The organism is Streptomyces sp. NPDC058284, assembly GCF_042881135.1.
Lineage (GTDB): Bacteria > Actinomycetota > Actinomycetes > Streptomycetales > Streptomycetaceae > Streptomyces.
The window spans coordinates 102,258-120,853 of sequence record NZ_JBHVYE010000011.1 but is presented as its reverse complement, the minus strand read 5'-3'; the positions used below and the strand labels follow the sequence as shown (position 1 = coordinate 120,853).

19 protein-coding genes are annotated in these 18,596 nt (G+C 71.9%); 8 read left to right on the top strand and 11 right to left on the bottom strand.

From position 1 onward, the window contains the following. Nucleotides 1-114 precede the first annotated feature (114 nt). Together ACFVYR_RS17720 and ACFVYR_RS17715 are read left to right on the top strand one after the other, a co-directional pair. Complete coding sequence (locus ACFVYR_RS17720; RefSeq protein WP_384262534.1) at nucleotides 115-1,392, top strand: thymidine phosphorylase; 1,278 nt, start codon at nucleotides 115-117, stop codon at nucleotides 1,390-1,392. Between the two features lie 1,324 nt (nucleotides 1,393-2,716). Further along, on the top strand, nucleotides 2,717-3,103 hold the full coding sequence (locus ACFVYR_RS17715; RefSeq protein ID WP_384263910.1) for an STAS domain-containing protein: 387 nt from the start codon (nucleotides 2,717-2,719) through the stop codon (nucleotides 3,101-3,103). On the opposite strand, the gene ACFVYR_RS17710 is transcribed toward ACFVYR_RS17715, so the two are convergent. Beyond that, complete coding sequence (locus tag ACFVYR_RS17710; RefSeq protein WP_384263907.1) at nucleotides 3,014-3,997, bottom strand: sigma-70 family RNA polymerase sigma factor; 984 nt, start codon at nucleotides 3,995-3,997, stop codon at nucleotides 3,014-3,016. The two genes, ACFVYR_RS17715 and ACFVYR_RS17710, sit on opposite strands and share 90 nt — an antisense overlap. A 109-nt stretch (nucleotides 3,998-4,106) precedes the next feature. Next, nucleotides 4,107-5,393 carry an MFS transporter gene (locus ACFVYR_RS17705; protein WP_384263905.1) on the bottom strand — a complete coding sequence of 429 codons (1,287 nt, stop codon included), beginning with the start codon at nucleotides 5,391-5,393 and terminating at the stop codon, nucleotides 4,107-4,109. A 62-nt stretch (nucleotides 5,394-5,455) separates the two neighbouring features. Here ACFVYR_RS17705 and ACFVYR_RS17700 point away from each other — a divergent pair, with 62 nt between their 5' ends. Continuing rightward, on the top strand, nucleotides 5,456-6,532 hold the full coding sequence (locus ACFVYR_RS17700; RefSeq protein WP_384263902.1) for a LysR family transcriptional regulator: 1,077 nt from the start codon (nucleotides 5,456-5,458) through the stop codon (nucleotides 6,530-6,532). A 46-nt stretch (nucleotides 6,533-6,578) separates the two neighbouring features. On the opposite strand, the gene ACFVYR_RS17695 is transcribed toward ACFVYR_RS17700, so the two are convergent. After that, nucleotides 6,579-7,343 (bottom strand): alpha/beta hydrolase, encoded by a 765-nt coding sequence (locus tag ACFVYR_RS17695; protein WP_389612032.1) that lies wholly within the window; start codon nucleotides 7,341-7,343, stop codon nucleotides 6,579-6,581. 102 nt (nucleotides 7,344-7,445) lie between these two features. Here ACFVYR_RS17695 and ACFVYR_RS17690 point away from each other — a divergent pair, with 102 nt between their 5' ends. Next, nucleotides 7,446-8,615 carry an adenosine deaminase gene (locus ACFVYR_RS17690; protein ID WP_384262284.1) on the top strand — a complete coding sequence of 390 codons (1,170 nt, stop codon included), beginning with the start codon at nucleotides 7,446-7,448 and terminating at the stop codon, nucleotides 8,613-8,615. A gap of 164 nt (nucleotides 8,616-8,779) precedes the next feature. Further along, on the top strand, nucleotides 8,780-9,157 hold the full coding sequence (locus tag ACFVYR_RS17685; RefSeq protein ID WP_384262286.1) for an ATP-binding protein: 378 nt from the start codon (nucleotides 8,780-8,782) through the stop codon (nucleotides 9,155-9,157). A gap of 79 nt (nucleotides 9,158-9,236) precedes the next feature. Here ACFVYR_RS17685 and ACFVYR_RS17680 read toward each other — a convergent pair whose 3' ends face one another. The 5 genes from ACFVYR_RS17680 to afsQ1 all read right to left on the bottom strand — a co-directional run bounded on the left by ACFVYR_RS17680 (nucleotide 9,237) and on the right by afsQ1 (nucleotide 12,978). Continuing rightward, entirely contained in the window at nucleotides 9,237-9,437 is a 201-nt protein-coding gene (locus tag ACFVYR_RS17680; RefSeq protein WP_384262289.1) for a PspC domain-containing protein, read from the bottom strand. Between the two features lie 92 nt (nucleotides 9,438-9,529). Beyond that, nucleotides 9,530-10,078, bottom strand: a complete 549-nt coding sequence (locus ACFVYR_RS17675) for a VanZ family protein (protein WP_384262291.1) — start codon at nucleotides 10,076-10,078, stop codon at nucleotides 9,530-9,532. A 49-nt stretch (nucleotides 10,079-10,127) separates the two neighbouring features. Further along, nucleotides 10,128-10,730, bottom strand: a complete 603-nt coding sequence (locus ACFVYR_RS17670) for a hypothetical protein (RefSeq protein ID WP_384262294.1) — start codon at nucleotides 10,728-10,730, stop codon at nucleotides 10,128-10,130. Continuing rightward, nucleotides 10,727-12,403: an ATP-binding protein gene (locus tag ACFVYR_RS17665; protein WP_384262296.1), complete on the bottom strand. Its 1,677-nt coding sequence runs from the start codon at nucleotides 12,401-12,403 to the stop codon at nucleotides 10,727-10,729. Before ACFVYR_RS17665 ends, ACFVYR_RS17670 begins: the two co-directional genes overlap by 4 nt. Further along, nucleotides 12,301-12,978, bottom strand: a complete 678-nt coding sequence (gene afsQ1, locus ACFVYR_RS17660; RefSeq protein WP_030779097.1) for a two-component system response regulator AfsQ1 — start codon at nucleotides 12,976-12,978, stop codon at nucleotides 12,301-12,303. Before afsQ1 ends, ACFVYR_RS17665 begins: the two co-directional genes overlap by 103 nt. Nucleotides 12,979-13,226: 248 nt before the next feature. On the opposite strand from afsQ1, the gene ACFVYR_RS17655 reads away from it, so the two are divergent. After that, nucleotides 13,227-13,952 (top strand): SigE family RNA polymerase sigma factor, encoded by a 726-nt coding sequence (locus ACFVYR_RS17655; RefSeq protein ID WP_384262299.1) that lies wholly within the window; start codon nucleotides 13,227-13,229, stop codon nucleotides 13,950-13,952. Between the two features lie 200 nt (nucleotides 13,953-14,152). Here the strand turns inward: ACFVYR_RS17655 and ACFVYR_RS17650 are convergent, their stop codons facing one another. Then, entirely contained in the window at nucleotides 14,153-14,794 is a 642-nt protein-coding gene (locus ACFVYR_RS17650; protein ID WP_384262302.1) for a uridine kinase, read from the bottom strand. Between the two features lie 241 nt (nucleotides 14,795-15,035). On the opposite strand from ACFVYR_RS17650, the gene ACFVYR_RS17645 reads away from it, so the two are divergent. Beyond that, nucleotides 15,036-15,461: a hypothetical protein gene (locus tag ACFVYR_RS17645; protein WP_384262304.1), complete on the top strand. Its 426-nt coding sequence runs from the start codon at nucleotides 15,036-15,038 to the stop codon at nucleotides 15,459-15,461. A gap of 8 nt (nucleotides 15,462-15,469) precedes the next feature. On the opposite strand, the gene ACFVYR_RS17640 is transcribed toward ACFVYR_RS17645, so the two are convergent. Together ACFVYR_RS17640 and ACFVYR_RS17635 are read right to left on the bottom strand one after the other, a co-directional pair. Continuing rightward, nucleotides 15,470-17,068 carry an MDR family MFS transporter gene (locus ACFVYR_RS17640; protein ID WP_384262306.1) on the bottom strand — a complete coding sequence of 533 codons (1,599 nt, stop codon included), beginning with the start codon at nucleotides 17,066-17,068 and terminating at the stop codon, nucleotides 15,470-15,472. Between the two features lie 27 nt (nucleotides 17,069-17,095). Further along, nucleotides 17,096-17,701 carry an NADPH-dependent FMN reductase gene (locus tag ACFVYR_RS17635; RefSeq protein WP_384262307.1) on the bottom strand — a complete coding sequence of 202 codons (606 nt, stop codon included), beginning with the start codon at nucleotides 17,699-17,701 and terminating at the stop codon, nucleotides 17,096-17,098. A gap of 95 nt (nucleotides 17,702-17,796) precedes the next feature. Between ACFVYR_RS17635 and ACFVYR_RS17630 the strand changes: the two genes are divergently transcribed. Then, complete coding sequence (locus tag ACFVYR_RS17630) at nucleotides 17,797-18,537, top strand: TetR/AcrR family transcriptional regulator (protein WP_384262310.1); 741 nt, start codon at nucleotides 17,797-17,799, stop codon at nucleotides 18,535-18,537. Nucleotides 18,538-18,596 lie beyond the last annotated feature (59 nt).

The window sequence follows — 18,596 nt, the reverse complement described above, 5'->3', positions numbered from 1 at the left end:
CCCTTGGGATCTGCGGATCTCGGGTGCGGGGCTGCCTTCATCTCGGGGCTCTATGCGCGTAGAGTCGCGGCATATTCACGTACGTACGCCGTTGTACTGCTGGAAGGACATGCCATGGACGTCATCTCCGTCATCCGCACCAAGCGTGACCGGGGCGAGCTCAGCGACGAGCAGATCGACTGGGTCATCGACGCGTACACCCGCGGCGCGGTCGCCGACGAGCAGATGTCGTCCCTCGCGATGGCGATCCTGCTCAACGGCATGAACCGCAAGGAGATCGCCCGCTGGACCGCCGCGATGATCGCGTCCGGCGAGCGCATGGACTTCTCCTCCCTCTCCCGCCCCACCGCCGACAAGCACTCCACGGGCGGTGTCGGCGACAAGATCACGCTGCCGCTCGCCCCGCTGGTCGCCGCGTGCGGCGCGGCCGTCCCGCAGCTCTCGGGCCGGGGCCTCGGCCACACCGGCGGCACCCTGGACAAGTTGGAGGCCATCCCCGGCTGGCGCGCGCTGCTCTCCAACGAGGAGATGCTCAACGTCCTCGAAGGCGTCGGCTCGGTCATCTGCGCCGCGGGTGACGGCCTGGCCCCCGCCGACAAGAAGCTCTACGCGCTGCGTGACGTGACCGGCACGGTCGAGGCGATCCCGCTGATCGCCTCCTCCATCATGTCCAAGAAGATCGCCGAAGGCACCGGCTCGCTCGTCCTCGACGTGAAGGTCGGCACCGGCGCCTTCATGAAGAACCTCGACGACGCCCGCGAACTGGCCTCGACCATGGTCGAGCTGGGCACCGACAGCGGCGTCCGCACGGTCGCGCTGCTCACGGACATGTCGACCCCGCTGGGCCTGACGGCCGGCAACGCTCTTGAGGTCCGCGAGTCGGTGGAGGTCCTCGCGGGCGGCGGCCCCTCCGACGTCGTCGAGCTGACCCTCGCGCTGGCCCGCGAGATGCTCGACGCGGCGGGCCTGCCGGACGCCGACCCGGCGAAGGCGCTGGCCGACGGCTCGGCGATGGACGTCTGGCGCCGCATGATCACGGCGCAGGGCGGCGACCCGGACGCGGCGCTCCCCGTGGCCCGCGAGACGCACGTGGTCCGGGCCCCGTCGTCCGGCGTCCTCACCCGCCTCGACGCGTACGACATCGGAGTCGCGGCCTGGCGCCTCGGCGCGGGCCGCGCGCGCAAGGAGGACGTGGTCCAGGCGGGCGCGGGTGTCGAACTCCACGCCAAGCCGGGCGACTCCGTCGAGGCGGGGGCGCCGCTGATGACCCTGCACACGGATACGCCGGACCGCTTCGCGTATGCGTTGGAGTCGGTGGCCGGCTCCTACGACATCGCTCCGGCGGGGACGGGCTTCTCGGCGACTCCGATCATCCTGGGCCGGATCGGCTAGCACGGGCGCCTTCGGTGGGCCTGCGTCTTTGATGGTTGCTGGGGCCGCCCGGTGTTGTGCGGAGTGTGGCGGTTCCGGGCCGGGAGTAAAGGGCGCTCCGCTGCGCTGCGCGTCGGCTGCGCCGATTCCGCTGCGCTCCACCCTTGACTCCCGTCCCTCCACCGCACGTTGACTTTGATCCGGACGGCCAGGGGTGGGGGCGAGGGGGGCGGTGCTCGGGCCATCCCCTTTCATCGCCGGGTGCGGCCCGGTCCAACGCGAGCCGCCGTCACGGTTGGGGTGGGCCCGGCTTCGCCGCTCGGGTCATCGGCTCTCGCGGCCGGGTGCGGCCCGGTCCATCGTGAGTCGCTGTCACGGTTGGGGTGCGGGGTCGGGGCGAGTGGTGTGCGGCGACCGTCCCGGCCGAAGCGATGGCGGCGGTCTGCCATGGGTTTCTGCCCTGGCCTCTCCGGGACCTACTTTGGGAAAGTTGCGAACCGACTCGCCGCGCGCCCCCTCCCACGCCCCGCGCGCCGCCAGCCATGTTGCCGTTCTCGCGAATCGGATGCCACAAGCCTGCACGTTGGGGGCGCATCCGGCTTGGCAGGGGGGCGCGCGGCGAACGCGTTCGCAACTTTCCCAAAGTAGGTGCCGGGAGGGGGCGGCCCGACTCAACCGTCCCCCTCCCACGTCCCGCGCGTCATCCCACCCACCACCTCATCTCGCGCATCCGCAGGGGCAAGCCCGCATGCGAGGGGGCGCATCCGGCTTGGCAGGGGGGCGTGCGGCGAATGCATTCGCAACTTTCCCAAAGTAGGTGCCGGAGGGGACCGGCCCGGGCCCACCGGCACATCGACCGTCACTCCCGCCCACGTTGGGCCGGGCCGCACCCGGCAGCGCGAGGTGATGACCCGAGCGGCGGAGCCGGGCCCGCCCCAACCGTGGCGGCCACCCACGATGGACCGGGCCGCACCCGGCAGCGCGAGGGGATGGCCCGATCGGCGAGGCCGCACGGGCAGCCGCGCCCGGACCGTGACGTCGGCTCGCGTTGGACCGGGCCGCACCCGGCGATGAAAGGGGATGGCCCGAGCATCGCCCCCGTCGCCCCCACCCCTGGCCGTCCGGGTCAAAGTCAACGTGCGGTGGAGGGACGGGAGTCAAGGGTGGCCCGAAGGGACATCGGCGCAGCCGACGCGCAGCGCAGCGGAGCGCCCTTTACTCCCGGCCCGGAACCGCCACACTCCGCACAACACCGGGCGGCCCCGGTAACCAACAAAGACGCAGGCCCACCAGAGGTACAGCCCGCCCACCGATGAGTTCCGGCCGCCGCCGCGGTCAACCCTGCGTGACTGCTCCCGAAGAGAACCTCATTCGTATCGAGGGCCCGCTGCGCCCAGGAGACATTCCACCCCTGTGCGACCGGGTCGCAGCGGCCCGGCACGGGCCCGGCGGCGGCGCCGACGTGATCTGTGACGTCTCCGGCGTGACCACCGCCGACCTCACCACCGTCGACGCCATCGCCCGGCTGCACCTCGCCGCCCGCAGGGCCGGGGCCGGGGCCGGGGGCGGGATCCGGCTCAGGAATCCCAGCCCCGCCCTGCTCGCCCTGCTCGGTCTCGTCGGGCTCGTCGAACTGCTCGGGCTAGTCGTCGAGATGGGGGGCCAGGCCGAACAGCGGGAACCACCGCGGCGTGTCCAGGAAGCAGTGGAAGCCGGCGATGCGGCCCTCTGAGATCTCGATGACCTGGATCGCCCAGGGCGCGAAGCCGCCGTTCTCGGGGTCGGGCTTGTAGTGCGCGAAGCCCGGCGTGCCGTTCACGTTCACCGGGAACAGGCGGCTGTTGGCGCACCCCGCGCCCATCGTGGTCATGAAGCCCGTGATGTCCGCCGTGCCGCGCAGCCAGAGGTCGAACGGCGGCATCGTCATGACGGCGTCCTCGGCGAGCAGCGCCGTCAGCGCCGCCATGTCGTAGCCCTCGAAGGCGGCGACGTAGCGGTCGAGGAGCTTCTGCTGCTCCTCGTCCAGCGGATCGGAGACGGCCGTGTCGTCCTCCGGCCGCTCGGCGAGGGTGGCACGGGCCCGCTGCAGCGCGCTGTTCACCGAGGCGACCGACGTGTCGATCAGCTCGGCTACCTCACTGGCCTTCCACGCGAGGACCTCCCGCAGGATCAGCACCGCCCGCTGCTTGGGCGGCAGACTCTGCAGGGCGGCGACGAACGCCAGACGCACCGACTCCTTGGCGACGGCCGCCTCGGCGGGGTCGTGCAGGCTCGGCAGCACGCGGGCGTCCGGCACCGGCTCCAGCCAGGTGTTGTCCGGACGCGGGTTGAGCGCCGCCTGGGCCAGCGGGGTGGCCGCGGTCAGGTCCATGGGGCGGGCGCGGCGGTTGCCCGCGTTCAGCATGTCCAGGCAGACGTTGGTCGCGATGCGGTACAGCCATGAGCGGATGCTGGAGCGCCCCTCGAACTTCTCGAAGCTGCGCCAGGCCCGCACCATCGTGTCCTGCACGGCGTCCTCGGCCTCGAAGGCCGAACCCAGCATCCGGTAGCAGTACCCGGTCAGCTCGACCCGGTGCTTCTCCAGCGTGACGTCAAGATCGGTCGTCGTCCCAGCCATGTCGCCCATCCCCACCCCTGCGCGTTCCCCGAAAGGGCCCGTTGTGAGGCCCAACACATCGGAAGCTACCGCAGCCCACTGACAACGGCCCCCGGACCGGGAAAACCCGCAGGTGAAATCAGCAGGAACCGGCGACGAGAGCGCGCCGCGACTCCACCCGCGCCGCGTGCGAACCCCACACCGTGACCGCGGCGACGCCGAGCACCGCGAGGACGCCGAGGCCGACGGTCCCGGCCCAGCCGCCCGCGTGGAAGGCGACCGCGCCGAGCGTGCCGCCCGCGCTGGAGCCCAGGTAGTACGCGGACTGGTAGAGCGCGGAAGCCTGCGCCCGCCCTTCGGTGGCCGTACGGCTCACCGAGGAGGACGCGACCGCGTGGCCCGCGAAGAAGCCCGCGGTGATCAGGACGAGGCCCAGCAGGACCATGAGCAGCGACGAGGAGAGGGAGAGCAGCAGGCCGCCGGCGGTCGTGCTCACCGCCAGGTACAGCGCCCCGCGCCGCCCGAGCCGCGCCACCAGCTTCCCCGCGGCCGCCGAGGAGACCGTGCCGACGAGATAGACGAGGAAGATCGAGCCGATGACGCCCTGCAGAAGCGAGAACGGCGCCTCGGTGAGGCGGTAGCCGATCACCGTGTAGACCGCGCCGAAGACGGTCATGAAGAGCGCGCCGATCGCGTACAGCCTGCAGAGCAGCGGATTCGACAGATGCGTACGCACCGTACGCGCGAGGGCTCGCGGGCTGAGCGGCCCCGGGGTGAAGTGCCGCGGCGCGGGCAGCAGTACGCGGAAGGCGACCGCGCACAGCACCGCGACGATGCCGACCACGCCGACCGCCGCACGCCAGCCCCACGCCTGCGCGACCCAGCCGGTGACGATGCGCCCGCTCATGCCACCGATGGAGTTGCCGGCCACGAACATGCCGATCGCGGCCACCAGCGCCTTCGGCCGCACCTCCTCGGCGAGGAACGCCATCGCGGAGGCGGGGAGCCCGGCGAGGGCCGCGCCCTGCACGGCGCGCAGCACGATCAGGACCTCGACCGAGGGAGCGAAGGGGACGAGGAGGCCGACGGCGACGGCGACGGTCAGCGATGCGGTCATCACCGCGCGCCGCCCGAAGCGTTCGCTGAGCGCGCTCAGCGGCAGGACGAAGAGAGCCAGTGCGCCCGTCGCCCCCGACACCGTCCAGCTCGCCGTGCTCGCGCTCACGCCGAAGTCGGCGGAGACGAGGGGGAGGAGGGCCTGCGTGGAGTAGAGGAGGGCGAAGGTGGCGACCCCCGCGAGGAAGAGCGCGAAACTCATCCGACGGTAGCCGGGTCCGCCCGGGGCCAGGCGTGAATCGGTGGCGGGGGACGACGGGGCGGGGGCGACCGCATGGGTGGCGGACGCCCCAGTACTGGCAGCAGGCATGCCACGAACGTACGGCCGACTTTTTGATGCGTCCAATGCATGGAAACCCCATAATCGATGCCATGCAGCATCAGCACAGGTCAGCGCCGCGCGTGTCACAGAACAGTGACCCGCAGGACATCGTCACGCTGCTCGCGCCCCGCCTCGCGTACTTCGCGGGCGTCGCCCGCAGCGAGCACGTCACGCGCGCCGCGCAGCAGATGCGGATCCCCCAGTCGACCCTCTCCCGCGCCCTCGTCCGGCTCGAACGAGACCTCGGCGTCGACCTGTTCGCCCGCCGCGGCCGCACCGTCTCGCTCACCCCGGCGGGCCGCACCTTCCTCGCCTCGGTCGAGCGGGCCCTCGGCGAGGTGGAGCGCGCCGCGGAGTCGGTGCGCGCGGACGCCGACCCGGAGTCCGGCAAGGTCGCCTTCGGCTTCCTGCACACCATGGGCTCGGAGACCGTACCCGGCCTGATCCGCGCCTTCCGCGCCGACCATCCGCGCGTGCGGTTCAGCCTCGTCCAGAACTACGGCGAGGCGATGATCGAGCGGCTGCGCGCGGGCGAGCTCGACCTCTGCCTCACCTCGCCGGTGCCCGACGCCCCCGACCTGGTCGCCCGCCGCCTCGACGAACAGCGGCTGCGCCTCGTGGTCCCCGACGACCACCGCCTGGCCGCCCGTAAGCGGGTCCGCCTCGGCGAGGCCGCCGAAGAGGCGTTCGTGACCCTGGAGCCCGGTTACGGCCTGCGCCGCATCACGGACGACCTCTGCCACGAGGCGGGCTTCAAGCCCCGCGTCGCCTTCGAGGGCGAGGAGGCGGAGACGCTGCGCGGCCTGGTCGCGGCGGGCCTCGGCGTGGCCCTGCTGCCACCACCCGCCGTGCCGCGCCCGGGAGTCGTGGAGCTCACGGTGACGGGCCAGCGGGCGGTCCGCGAGATCGGCGTGGCGTGGCTGGGCGGCCACCCGGACACGCCACCGGTGGCGGCGTTCAAGGCGTTCCTGCTGAGCAGGAAGGGCCGGCTGCTGCATCAGTCGTCCGCGCCGCAGCCCGGCCCCGGACTCTCCGGTCACCCCGGCCCCGGACTCTCCGGTCACCCCGGCTCCGGACTCTCCGGTCACCCCGCCCCCGGCGATGTCTCAAGCCCGTCCGGCGATTGAGGACGAACGCGGCGAAGCCGGTGACCGACCGCGCCCCGTCCCACCCTCACCACCGAAGCGACCGCCCGAAGCCGGAGGCCAACGGCATGCGCAGCCCCAACGGCGGCGGAGCCGCCAACGCGTCCTCAAGGGGCCGCGCGAAATCCGCCCCGAACAACGTCCCCATCACGAAGTCCGAGGCCAGCGCGAGGACTTCGGCCTGGTGCTGATGCAACCGGTGCCCGTCCGAGTGCACTTCGAACCGGCACACATCACGGTTCGCCTTCTTCGCCCGCTCGGCGAGCCGGAACGACAGCTCGGGATCGGTCCGCTCGTCGTTCGTGCCGTGCACGATCAGCACCCGCCGCCCCGCGAGCTGCTTCACCGGCTCGGGGGTCGCCGCCATGTCGTCCTCCGGCAGCCAAGGCGCAAGCGCCAGAACGGAGTTGACGGCCTCGTGCCCGCCCGAGCGAAGCGCCGCGCGCCCGCCCATGTCCACTCCGGCGAGGCACACGGGGACGTCGCCGTAGAGACGTACGATCTCGTCCGCCGCCCAGGCCGTGTCGTGGGCGAGCTGCGCCTGCGCGCCGTTCCAGCCCCGGCAGCGGTAGTGCACGACGTGGGTGACGAGGCCCGCCTCCCGACCGTCGTGGGCGAGTCTGCGGCCCAGCGCCCGTACGCCGACGCCCGCGAGCGGCGACGGTCTGCGCGCGGAGGTCTCGGCGCCGCCGGGCAGCAGGAGCACCGCTCCGCCCACCGCCGAGGGAGCCGGTCCGATCGCACGCCCGAGCCTGGCCGCGCCCGCCGGCCCCACGGTCCCTTCCTGTGCCATGACAGAACAGTGTCAGAAGCCATCGTGTACGCCACCCGTCCGCAGGGTCACTGTTACGTATCGACCAGTGAGTTCTACGCGCGTAGGCGCTAGAGTGCCGAAATGACGAGCCAGACACACACGACCGGTCACACGGACCGTGAAAAGCCCAGCGCCGAACAGATCCGCCGCGCCCCGAAGGTGCTCCTCCACGACCACCTCGACGGCGGCCTGCGCCCCGGCACGATCGTCGACCTCGCCCGCGCATGCGGGTACGAGGGACTGCCCGAGACCGACCCCGACAAGCTCGGGATCTGGTTCCGCGAGGCGGCCGACTCCGGCTCCCTGCCGCGCTACCTGGAGACCTTCGCCCACACCTGCGCGGTGATGCAGACGAAGGACGCCCTCAAGCGCGTCGCCGCCGAGTGTGCCGAGGATCTCGCCGAGGACGGCGTGGTCTACGCCGAGATCCGGTACGCCCCCGAGCAGCACCTGGAGCAGGGCCTCACCCTCGAAGAGGTCGTCGAGGCGGTCAACGAGGGCTTCCGCGAGGGCGAGCGCCGCGCGAAGGCCAACGGCCACCGCATCCGCGTCGGCGCACTGCTCACCGCCATGCGGCACGCGGCCCGCGCCCTGGAGATCGCTGAGCTCGCCAACCGCTACCGCGACCTCGGCGTGACCGGCTTCGACATCGCGGGCGCGGAGGCGGGCTTCCCTCCCACCCGCCACCTCGACGCCTTCGAGTTCCTCAAGCGCGAGAACAACCACTTCACGATCCACGCGGGCGAGGCCTTCGGCCTGCCGTCGATCTGGCAGGCTCTGCAGTGGTGCGGCGCCGACCGCCTCGGCCACGGCGTGCGCATCATCGACGACATCAAGGTCGATGAGGACGGTTCGGTGCAGCTCGGCCGCCTCGCGTCGTACGTCCGTGACAAGCGGATTCCGCTGGAGCTCTGCCCGACCTCCAACCTCCAGACCGGCGCGGCCACCTCGTACGCCGAGCACCCCATCGGTCTGCTGCGCAAGCTGCACTTCCGCGCGACGGTGAACACCGACAACCGCCTGATGTCGGGCACCAGCATGAGCCGCGAGTTCGAGCACCTGGTCGACACGTTCGGCTACACGCTCGACGACATGCAGTGGTTCACAGTCAATGCGATGAAATCAGCATTCATTCCTTTCGATGAACGACTGGCCATGATCAATGACGTGATCAAGCCCGGCTATGCCGAACTGAAGTCCGAGTGGCTGTTCCGGCAGACCGTCTCGACCAGCGCTTCTGTCGAGAGCTGAGGGCGCGGCGTCCGCCGCTGCGGGACGCGAGGGCGGCCGGGAGTACCCACTCCCGGCCGCTTTTCGTTTGACCGCCGCCCGTGATCGGGGCCGCTTACGGTCGTTGAACTCCGCACACCCCCCTCCGTAAGCACAGCCGCCCAAGACACAAGGACGCATTGACAATGAAGCAGTCTGCCGCCAAGACCCTCGGTGTCGCCGCTCTCGGCGCCGCCTTCGCCGCCGCGGGTGCCGGCGCCGCGAACGCCGCCCCCGCCGTGCCGGACCCCGCGGCCGCCCTCGGCCCCGTCTCCTCGGTGGTCCCCGTCGGAGGTCTGACCGGCGCCACCGAGTCCCTCGCCGCCGGGCAGAGCGCCGTCGGCAGCGGTCTGCAGACCCTGGGCCCGGCGGTCGACCGCGTCGCCCCCGGCCTCCTCGGCGACCAGAAGGTCAAGCCCGGCAGCCCCAAGCCCAAGCCCGGCGTCCCCGCCTCCCCCGTCTCGGGCCTGCTCGGCGGCATCCCCCTCGGCGGCACCGGCATCAACGGCCTGCCGCTCGGCTGACCCGGCCCGGCACGTACGCCGATGGGGCGCCCCCTTTCGTGAGGGGGCGCCCCATCGTTGTGTCCGGGTCCCGGCGAGGTCACCAGGCCTGGCGGGTCTTGCTCTCGGACGGCAGCAGGAACCACAGCGCGATGTAGAGCAGGAACTGCGGGCCGGGCAGCAGGCACGAGACGACGAAGATGACGCGCATCATCTTCGCGGAGGTGCCGAAGCGCTTGGCCAGGGCTGCGCACACTCCGCCGATCATCCGGCCGTGGGTGGGGCGGGCAAGGGCGGTCATGTCGGGCTCCTTCGTGAACCGTAGGTGGGGGGCTTCTTCCGTGTGCCCCGATACCTCGACGGTACGTTCGCGAAGTGGCCCAAAGCGTCGCTCTACGGGGCGATGCCGACCCTGGGAATTGTCGGGGTCGACCCCTGAGACAGCTCCTCCCGGCGGCGGGCCGGGCGGCGCTCGACGCCTCTGTCACGACGGAGCCTGGCCCTGACCGCGGGCACCACCGCGAGGTGTGCCACGGCCACCCCGAGGGTGTTCAGGAGCAGTGAGTCGATGTCGACGACCTGCCCGGGGACCCCGGTCTGCAACAGCTCGATGCCGAGGGAGAGCAGTGCTCCGGCAGCGACCGTGCGGACCAGGGAGCCCCACGGCGAGACCGTGAGCCGGCCGTCGGCCAGCGGCAGCAGCACCCCGAGCGGCGCGAGCAGCAGCACGCTCTCGCCGATCCGGCGGGCCGCCTGGAAGCCGCCCAGCGCCAGATCCGCCTTGATCCCGGCGAGCGGCTGCAGATTCGCGGCGCTCACCCAGGGCACGTCCAGTGGACGCAGCGTGATCCACCCGACGAGCAGGAGGTGCGCGGCGAGGAGGAATCCCCCCGCCGCACGGAAGCGGATGGCGGCAATACGGCCGCCCGAGCCTTGGCGCACGTCCCCCAAGACGTCAGAGGCGGCAGGATCGGTTCCGCGTACCCGTCCGCTACTGGTCGACGCTCTCCGTGGGCGGCGCCACCGTACCCGGCCTCGAGCGGACCTCCGGGGTGCACTCGTAGCGCCGCAACGGGGCGTCTCCCGGGCCACCCAGGACGACCGCCCCTTCGTCGGAGGCCGCGTTGTCGGCCAGCGTGCACACGATCTGGGCCAGCGCGAACGTGGACAGGCTCTCCGGCGGTGTGCTGAGGCGCAGCGCGTCACCGGGTTCGCCCTTGCGCGGTCCCGAGACGGTGACGCCCGCGCGCACGTCCGTGGCGAAGCCCGCCTGCCGCTCGGGGGCCGCCGGGGGCGCCGCCAGCTCCTCGAGGAGCGCCTGGGCGATGCGTACCCGGTCGGTGCTCGCCTTGTCCGTGCGGATCCGCAGGTCCCGGTCGACGGTCACCAGCTGCGCCGCGCACACCAGGAACACCTCCACCGGCACGCCGCCGCCCGACCGCGAGGCGATGCCGGAGCCCGAGAGCACGCACGGCACCCGGGACGGCGCCGCGCCGTAGTCGGTCGGCACCTCGGTCGACCTGATCCCGCACCCGGCGAGCACCGCGGTGAGCGCCGCGACGGCGGCCACGGCGCGCGTCCGTCGCCCGTTCATGCCTGTTCTCCCTCGGCGCTGTCCGCGTCCTCGGGGCCGTCGGGGCCATCGGGGCCGTCGGTGCCGTCACCGTCGCGCGGCAGCCACAGCGTGAAGACCGCGCCGCCCTCCTCGGAGTTGGCCGCGGTGATCTCACCGCCGTGGATGTGCGCGTTCTCCAGGGCGATGGAGAGGCCGAGGCCGCTGCCCTCGGAGCGCGGGCGGGACGCGCTCGCCTTGTAGAAGCGGTCGAAGACGTGCGGCAGGACCTCTTCGGGGATGCCGGGGCCGCCGTCGCGTACGGAGATGACGAGCTTGGCGTCCTCCAGGCGGACCGAGACCTTCACCGGGGAACCGCCGTGCTTGAGGGCGTTGCCGATGAGGTTCGCCAGGATCACGTCCAGGCGGCGCGGGTCGAGCCGGACCATGATGCCGCGCTCGGCGTCCAGGTCGACCGCGTCCAGCCAGGCGCGCGCGTCGATGCACGCCGTGATCTGGTCGGCGATGTCGACATCGTCGAGGACCAGGCGCGCGGTGCCCGCGTCGAAGCGGGTGACCTCCATGAGGTTCTCCACGAGGTCGTTCAGGCGGCGGGTCTCGCTCACCACGAGCCGTACGGCCGGCTCGATCATCGGGTCCACCGAACCGGTCTCCGCGTCGAGTTCCTCCTCCAGGACCTCCGTCACGGCGGTGATCGCGGTCAGCGGGGTGCGCAGCTCGTGCGACATGTCGGCGACGAAGCGCCGGGACGCCTCGTCGCGGGCGCTCATGTCGGCGACCTTCTTCTCCAGGTTCTCGGCGGTCCTGTTGAACGTCCGGGAGAGATCGGCGAGTTCATCGGTGCCCGACACCCGCAGGCGGGTGTCCAGCTTGCCCTCGCCGAGCCGCCGCGCGGCCACCCCCAGGCGGTGTACGGGCTTCAGCACGGTCGTCGCCGCGGCCTGCGCCAGCAGCGCGGAGCCGATCAGCGCGAGCCCCGTGGCGATGGCGAGGGACCAGCCGAGCGAACTGAGGTCCTTCGCCTCCGGCTCCAGGGACTTGAGCATGTAGCCCGTCGGACCGCCGCCGATCACGGTGGCGCCGCCCACCAGGTACGGCGTGCCGTGGTCGGCGATCCGCTGCCAGTACAGGTGGTGGGCGCTCTTGTTTCCCGAGGTGAGCGGCTGCTTCTCCTTCACCGCCTTCTGCAGCGCGGGCGGCACCTTGGCGAGCGTGAAGGCGTCCAGGTCGGAGTAGCCGACGATCTGCCCGCCGGTCTTCTTCTCGGCGACCAAAAGTACGCTGTAGCGCTGGCCGCTGGTCGCCATCTGCTCGGCGGTGGACTGCAGTTCCTCCTGCGAGGGATTGGCCTGCAGGGCGCCCGCGCGGCTCTGCATCTGCTGGCGGAAGTCCTTGAGCGCCGCGTCCTGCGCGCGCGTCAGCACGGCCTCGCGGTTGAGCCAGTACGCGATGCCCGACGCGGAGACGGCGGCGGTGAGCGCCACCAGGCCGAACACCACGACGAGGCGCAGCCGCAGGCTCGTGAAGCGCAGCCCCGCCAGTATCGCCTTGCGTGCCGCGGCCCACCCGCGGAGCTTGTCGTGCGGTTTGGTCACTGAGGCGTGTCCAGCCGGTAACCGACGCCGCGCACCGTACGGATCAGGGTCGGCGACGACGGTACGTCCTCGACCTTGGCGCGCAGCCGCTGCACGCACGCGTCGACGAGCCGGGAGTCGCCCAAGTAGTCGTGCTCCCACACCAGACGCAGCAACTGCTGCCGCGACAGGGCCTGTCCCGGCCTGCGGCTCAGCTCCAGGAGCAGCCGCAGCTCGGTCGGCGTGAGCTGCAGGTCCTCGCCGTTCTTCGTCACGGTCATCGCGGCCCGGTCGATGACGAGCGAACCGAACGTCGCCGCGTCGTTGGCCTCCCGCTCGCCGCGCCGCAGCACGGCCCGGATCCGGGCGTCGAGGACCCGCCCCTGCACGGGCTTGACCACATAGTCGTCGGCGCCGGACTCGAGGCCCACGACGACGTCGATGTCGTCGCTGCGCGCGGTCAGCAGGATGATCGGCAGCTGGTCGGTGCGCCGGATACGACGACACACCTCGAACCCGTCGATGCCCGGCAGCATCACATCCAGCACGATCAGGTCCGGCCGCTGCTCACCGAGCAGCTTCAGACCGTCCTCGCCGGTGGCAGCAGTGGCCACCCGGTGCCCCTGGCGCGTGAGCGAAAGCTCCAGGGCCGTCCGGATGGCGTCGTCGTCCTCGATCAGCAACAGGGAAGGCACGGACGTCATTCTGTCCCATGCCACGGCCCCAGTTCGACTGCTGGGTCTTCCCCGGGCCCTTTAAGAGCGGGTAGATGCCCCCACCCACACGTGACCTTCACAGGTGGAAGACGTACCGAACCCCTGTGACAGGCCTGTGACAGTCGACGGACACCGTCATGAAGTGGCTCCGGCAGAGTTCTGGTCACAAGCAGGAAGCACGGAAGCAAGACGGAACAGGCCGGACTCCACCCGACGGGGGGCGCAAGATGAATACGCTGCACAGCACCAGCTCAAGCGCAGTTGTCACGCGTCTCCACGACGTCGGACGGAGCGCCGAGAAGTCCGGTGCAACGGGAGGGCGGGGGTGCGCTCGCGGTGCCGGGCGTCAGCACACCGGGTTCATGACGGTGGTTGACGGGGCTCACGGGGGAGCCGCGTACGGGGAGGGCTCGGGGGAGCGCAAGTCGCTGTCGGAGGCGGAGTTCACCGCCTACGTCCAGGAACGGCGCGCCTCCCTGTACGCAACCGCCTACCACCTGACAGGCGACCGCTTCGAGGCCGAGGACCTGCTGCAGAGCGCCCTCTTCTCGACATACCGCGCCTGGGACAGGATCAGCGACAAGGCCGCGGTCGGGGGCTACCTCCGCCGCACCATGACCAATCTGCACATCAGCGCGTGGCGCCGCCGCAAGCTGAACGAGTACCCGACCGAGGAGCTGCCGGAGACGGTGGGCGACACGGACGCGATGCGCGGCACGGAGCTGCGCGCGGTTCTCTGGCAGGCCCTGGCCCGCCTCCCCGAACTGCAGCGGACGATGCTCGTGCTCCGCTACTACGAGGGTCGTACGGACCCCGAGATCGCGGACATCCTCGACATCAGCGTGGGCACGGTGAAGTCCAGCATCTGGCGCTCGCTCCGCCGGCTGCGTGAGGACGAGGTCCTCAGCTTCGGCCGTGACCAGGAGGAGTCCTTCGGCGAGCTGGTCGCCTGAGGGGCGGGGGGAACACGGGGGAAGTAGGGGGGCCGCCGCTCCGGGGGGTTGCGGCGGATGCACGGGGGAAAGCACGGGGGAAACAAGCAGCGGGACCGGAAGGCCGGGGGGTCTTTCCGGTCCTTCTGTTTTCCGGTCTCCCGCTGCTTCCCCGTCTCCCGCTGCTTCCCCGGTCTCCTGTCGCTTCGCGGTCTCGTACGCTACGACGACGCCTTGGCCCGCGCCTTCACATGGCGGCCCGCCGCCGCGGCCGCGACCCGGCCCAGCGCCTCCTCCTTGCCGCAGGGGTGCGCGCCCAGCGCGGTCTGCCGGGCCACGATGGCGCGTTCGGCCCGCATCAGCCGCCATCCCCGCCGCAGCAGGAACGGCACGGACTTGCGCCCCTCCCGCAGGTCCCGCAGCAGCCGCCGCCGGAACGTGGTCGCGGGCCTGCCCCGCAGACAGATCGCGTCGGCGAGCACGCCGAGCTCCTCGCACCGCCGCACGATGTCCGCGGCGAAGATGCCCTCCGCGATGAACAGCGGCGTGCGCTCGATGTCCAGCGCCTCCTGGCCGACGCGCGAGCTGGTCGCGATGTCGTACACCGGCACCTGCGTGCGCCCCGTACGGCACAACTCCTCGATGGCGGCGACCGCGACATCCGCGTCCCAGGAGCCGACGGAGTCCCAGTCGATGTCCGAACTGCCCGGGACCTGCGGCAGCGTGGGGTCGTCGCCCTCCTTGTAGAAGTCGTCCAGACACAGGACGGGCAGCCCGGAGCGGTCGGCGAAGGAGGACTTGCCTGAGCCGGAGGGGCCCGCGAGCAGCACGACGCGGGTCGGTATCGGGGGACGGGAACCCAAAGCTGTGGCCTTTGCACCTGGGGGTGGACCGCATCTCCCGACACGGCTCGTCAGCGTGGACGGGAGCCATTATCAACCGAGCCGAGCGCGGAACCCACCCTTCCGCCCGGCCCCGTGCCCCGCTCGCCGGGAACGCCCGGCGCGCCCTACCGGGCGAGTCGCCCGTTGGCTCCCGTGCGGCGACTCAACTACGCTACGTGCGCGCTCGGTCACTCACTACGCACGGATATGGGCGGTACCCATGGCACGACACGCAGCAACCCCGTCACCCCGGCCCGCCAAACGCGCACTGCTGCGCGCGGGCCTCACCGTCACCGCCGCGGGCGCCGCCCTCGGCATGGGCGCGGGTGTCGCGGGGGCGGCGGAGCCGGGCCCCGCGGCGGCCGGGCTCACCGCGCCGCTCAGTGCCCTGGACACGGCGATGCCCCTCCAGGTCCTCACGTCGGCCGTGCACCACTCGACGGAGGGTGGCCTCGGCCCCGCCAAGGACCTGCAGCTCGACCCGCTGGCGAACACCAGCGCCGACCCGCTCGACAACACCCTCGGCACGCAGATCGCGGACTTCAAGCCGCTCAGCACGGGAGTGGTCACCGCCCCGCTCGCCGAGGGCGGTTCACTGTCCGACCTTCCCGTGGTGGGCGCGGTGGCGGGGCTGCTGCCCGGCTAGGCCGCCGGTCAGTTGGCGAGTTGATCGGTCGCCGCCGGGTCCTTCTTCGAGCGCAACGGCATCTCGCGGATCAGCCACGCCGTCGCGAACGTCACGGCGCACAGCACCGCCGTGCCGGTCATGACGGCGTGCAGGCCGTCGGTCACCCCGGACCGGAAGGCCTCCCGCAGCGGTTCGGGCAGGCCGCGCAGGGAAGCGGGGGTCAGCTCGTGGCCGCCCGCGAGGCTCTCCCCGGCCGGACCGAGCCGGTCGGTGACGGTGCCGGTCAGCCGGTCCGTGTAGAGCGAGCCCAGCACCGCGACGCCGAGCGAGCCGCCGATGGTGCGCAACAGCGTGGTGGTGCCGCTGGCCGCACCCAGATCGCGGGGTTCCGCGCTGCTCATGGTGATCAGCAGGGACGGCTGCATCAGAGAGCCGAGACCCGCGCCGAGCACGAAGGTCAGCCCGGACGTGACGGCCGTGGCCGTGTCCACGCCGACCGTCAGGAGGGCGAGGGCGCCCGCCGTGGCGATGGCGCCGCCCGCGATCGGATACGCGCGGTACCTGCCGCCCTTGCCCACCGCCCGGCCGATGTACAGCTGCGCGCCCATCATGCCCAGCATCAGCGGGAGCAACAGAAGGCCGCTCTCCGTGGACGACTTGCCGCGGACGAACTGCATGTACTGCGGCAGGTAACCGGCCGCTCCCAGCATCGCCGCGCCCGCGAGGAAGGTGAGCACCTGCGCGAGCGTGAAGTTGCGGTCGTGGAACAGGCGGGGCGGGATGACCGGTTCGGGGGCGCGCCGCTCCACGCGGACGAAGGCGGCGAGCGCGACCGCCGCGAGCAGCGCGAGGCCGCCGGTCTGCGGCGAGATCCAGTCGTACGTGGTGCCGCCCCAGGTTCCGAGCAGCGTCAGCGCCAGGATCGCCGCCGTGAGGAGGGCGGCGCCCGCCGCGTCGATACGGGCCGGGCCGCGCTCGCCGCGCACCGTGACGAGCAGGCCGACGATCAGCAGCGCGGCCGCGCCCACGGGCACGTTGACGTAGAAGACCCAGCGCCAGTCGAGCCGGTCGGTGAGGAAGCCGCCGAGCAGCGGTCCGCCGACCATCGCGACGGGCAGCAGCACGCCGGCCATCGACTGTGCGCGTCCCGCCTCCGCGGGCGGCAGCAGCGTCCCGATGAGGGACATCGCGCCCACGAAGAGCCCGCCCGCGCCGAGCCCCTGAAGGGCGCGGAAGGCGATCAACTGCTCCATGTTCTGGGCGAGTCCGCAGAGTACGGAGCCGAGGAGGAAGATCGTGACGGAGGCCTGGTAGCCGCCCTTGCGGCCGTACAGGTCGCCCAGCTTGCCCCAGATCGGGGTCGAGACGGCGGCGGTGAGCAGATAGGCCGTCACCACCCAGGGGAAGTGGTCGAGGCCGCCGAGGTCGCCGACGATCGTCGGGAGCGCGGTGCCGACGATCGTGCCGTCGAGCGTCGCCAGGATGATGCCGAGGAGCAGGCCGAGGAGGGCGAGCGGGGAGGGCGGGTCCGGGGTTTTCGGCGGTGCGGGCGGTGCGGGTGGTGCGGGCGTCGGTTCCGGGGTGGCGGGTGAGGTGGGTGCGCGGGGCTCCGTGCGCTGGTTCATGGCGTCCTCGCTGTGGGTGACGTGACGTCAGGCGGCGTACGGGCGGGCGGACCTGGCCTCGCGCAGGGCCAGCGCCCACCATGCGAGCTGGTCGAGCATGGTCTTGACCGCCGCGTCGCTCGCCGGTTCCGTCATCTCCTGCTCCTCGTCGAAGAGGCCCCAGGCGTTGTGCAGGCTGACGGTGTTGCGGATCGTCGTGGCGTTCAACTCGGCCATGACGACCCGGAGGTGTTCGACCGCGCGCAGGCCGCCGGAGATGGCGCCGTAGGAGACGAAACCGATCGGCTTGGCGTGCCACTGCTCGTTGTGCCAGTCGATGGCGTTCTTCAGGGACGCCGGGTAGCTGTGGTTGTACTCGGGCGTGATGAAGACGAAGGCGTCGGCCGCGGCCAGGCGCGGGGTGACCAGCGCGAGGGCCTCGGTGGTGCCGGGCGCGGGCGGCTCTCCGAAGGCGGGCAGGACCGTGGGCAGCGGGGTCTCGGCGAGGTCGACGACGTCGACGTCCATGTCGTCGCGCTGGTCGACGTGGCCCTTGATCCAGCGGGTGACGACGGGTGCGAAGCGGCCCTCGCGGGTGGAGCCGACGAGGAGCGCGACGCGGAGGGCGGCGGGGCGCGAAGTGGGTGTGGTCATGGGGGTCCCCCGGGAATGTGAATGTGTACGGCGTATCGTTCGCGTACAACGTACACATCGATGTGTACGGCGTCTACACGGGATACGGTGTACGCATGGCAGCACAGAAGAAGCCCGAGCCCGACATCACGCTCTGGGAACGCATGGAGCGCCCGGCGGCCGCGCAGCGCACCGCGCTGACACCGCAGAAGATCGCCGAGGTGGCGGTGAGGATCGCCGACGCCGAGGGCTTCGCGGCCGTCACCATGCGCCGCCTCGCCACCGATCTCGGCGTCGCGCCCATGGCCGCGTACCGCCACGTCTCCGGCAAGGACGACCTGTGGGCGCTGATGGTCGACCGGGTCACCGCCGAGGTCGTCGTACCCGAGGACGTGACCGGCTGGCGCGAGGTGCTGCGCGCGTACGCCGTCGGGAGCCGCCACCTGATGCTGGCGCACCCCTGGCTCGCCCAGCTCCCCACGCCGCACTTCGCCCTGACGCCGAACCGGATGGCCATGGCGGAACGCCAGCTGGCGGCGCTGGAGAACCACGGCCTCGACGCCGACACGATCATGACGGCCTTCCGCACCGTCGGCGCCTATGTGCACGGCGTCAGCCAGTCGGAGGTGGCGCTGCGCCAGTTCATGGAGGACAACGGCTGGACCAGCGGCGACGAGACGCGCGCGGGACTCGCGCCGCAGATGACGTACCTGATGAGCACCGGCCGCTACCCGGCCTACCGGCGCTACGCCCTCGACGCGGGACGCAAGGACGACGCCGCCTGGCGGTTCGAGACGGGGCTCGACTGCGTCCTGGACGGCATCGCGGTCCGGCTCGGCCTCGAACCGCGGACATGACGGAGCCCCGGCCTCCTGGACGGAGGAGGCCGGGGCTCCGCGGTGTGCGGGGGTGGCGG

Bases quoted from the DNA above. Each gene is read 5' to 3' on its own strand.
- ACFVYR_RS17720 (WP_384262534.1), top strand. From the start codon at position 115: ATGGACGTCATCTCCGTCATCCGCACCAAGCGTGACCGGGGCGAGCTC.
- ACFVYR_RS17710 (WP_384263907.1), bottom strand. From the start codon at position 3,997: ATGGGCGACATGGCTGGGACGACGACCGATCTTGACGTCACGCTGGAG.
- ACFVYR_RS17705 (WP_384263905.1), bottom strand. From the start codon at position 5,393: ATGCCTGCTGCCAGTACTGGGGCGTCCGCCACCCATGCGGTCGCCCCC.
- ACFVYR_RS17700 (WP_384263902.1), top strand. From the start codon at position 5,456: ATGCAGCATCAGCACAGGTCAGCGCCGCGCGTGTCACAGAACAGTGAC.
- ACFVYR_RS17695 (WP_389612032.1), bottom strand. From the start codon at position 7,343: ATGGCACAGGAAGGGACCGTGGGGCCGGCGGGCGCGGCCAGGCTCGGG.
- ACFVYR_RS17690 (WP_384262284.1), top strand. From the start codon at position 7,446: ATGACGAGCCAGACACACACGACCGGTCACACGGACCGTGAAAAGCCC.
- ACFVYR_RS17685 (WP_384262286.1), top strand. From the start codon at position 8,780: ATGAAGCAGTCTGCCGCCAAGACCCTCGGTGTCGCCGCTCTCGGCGCC.
- ACFVYR_RS17680 (WP_384262289.1), bottom strand. From the start codon at position 9,437: ATGACCGCCCTTGCCCGCCCCACCCACGGCCGGATGATCGGCGGAGTG.
- ACFVYR_RS17670 (WP_384262294.1), bottom strand. From the start codon at position 10,730: ATGAACGGGCGACGGACGCGCGCCGTGGCCGCCGTCGCGGCGCTCACC.
- ACFVYR_RS17655 (WP_384262299.1), top strand. From the start codon at position 13,227: ATGAATACGCTGCACAGCACCAGCTCAAGCGCAGTTGTCACGCGTCTC.
- ACFVYR_RS17645 (WP_384262304.1), top strand. From the start codon at position 15,036: ATGGCACGACACGCAGCAACCCCGTCACCCCGGCCCGCCAAACGCGCA.
- ACFVYR_RS17640 (WP_384262306.1), bottom strand. From the start codon at position 17,068: ATGAACCAGCGCACGGAGCCCCGCGCACCCACCTCACCCGCCACCCCG.
- ACFVYR_RS17635 (WP_384262307.1), bottom strand. From the start codon at position 17,701: ATGACCACACCCACTTCGCGCCCCGCCGCCCTCCGCGTCGCGCTCCTC.
- ACFVYR_RS17630 (WP_384262310.1), top strand. From the start codon at position 17,797: ATGGCAGCACAGAAGAAGCCCGAGCCCGACATCACGCTCTGGGAACGC.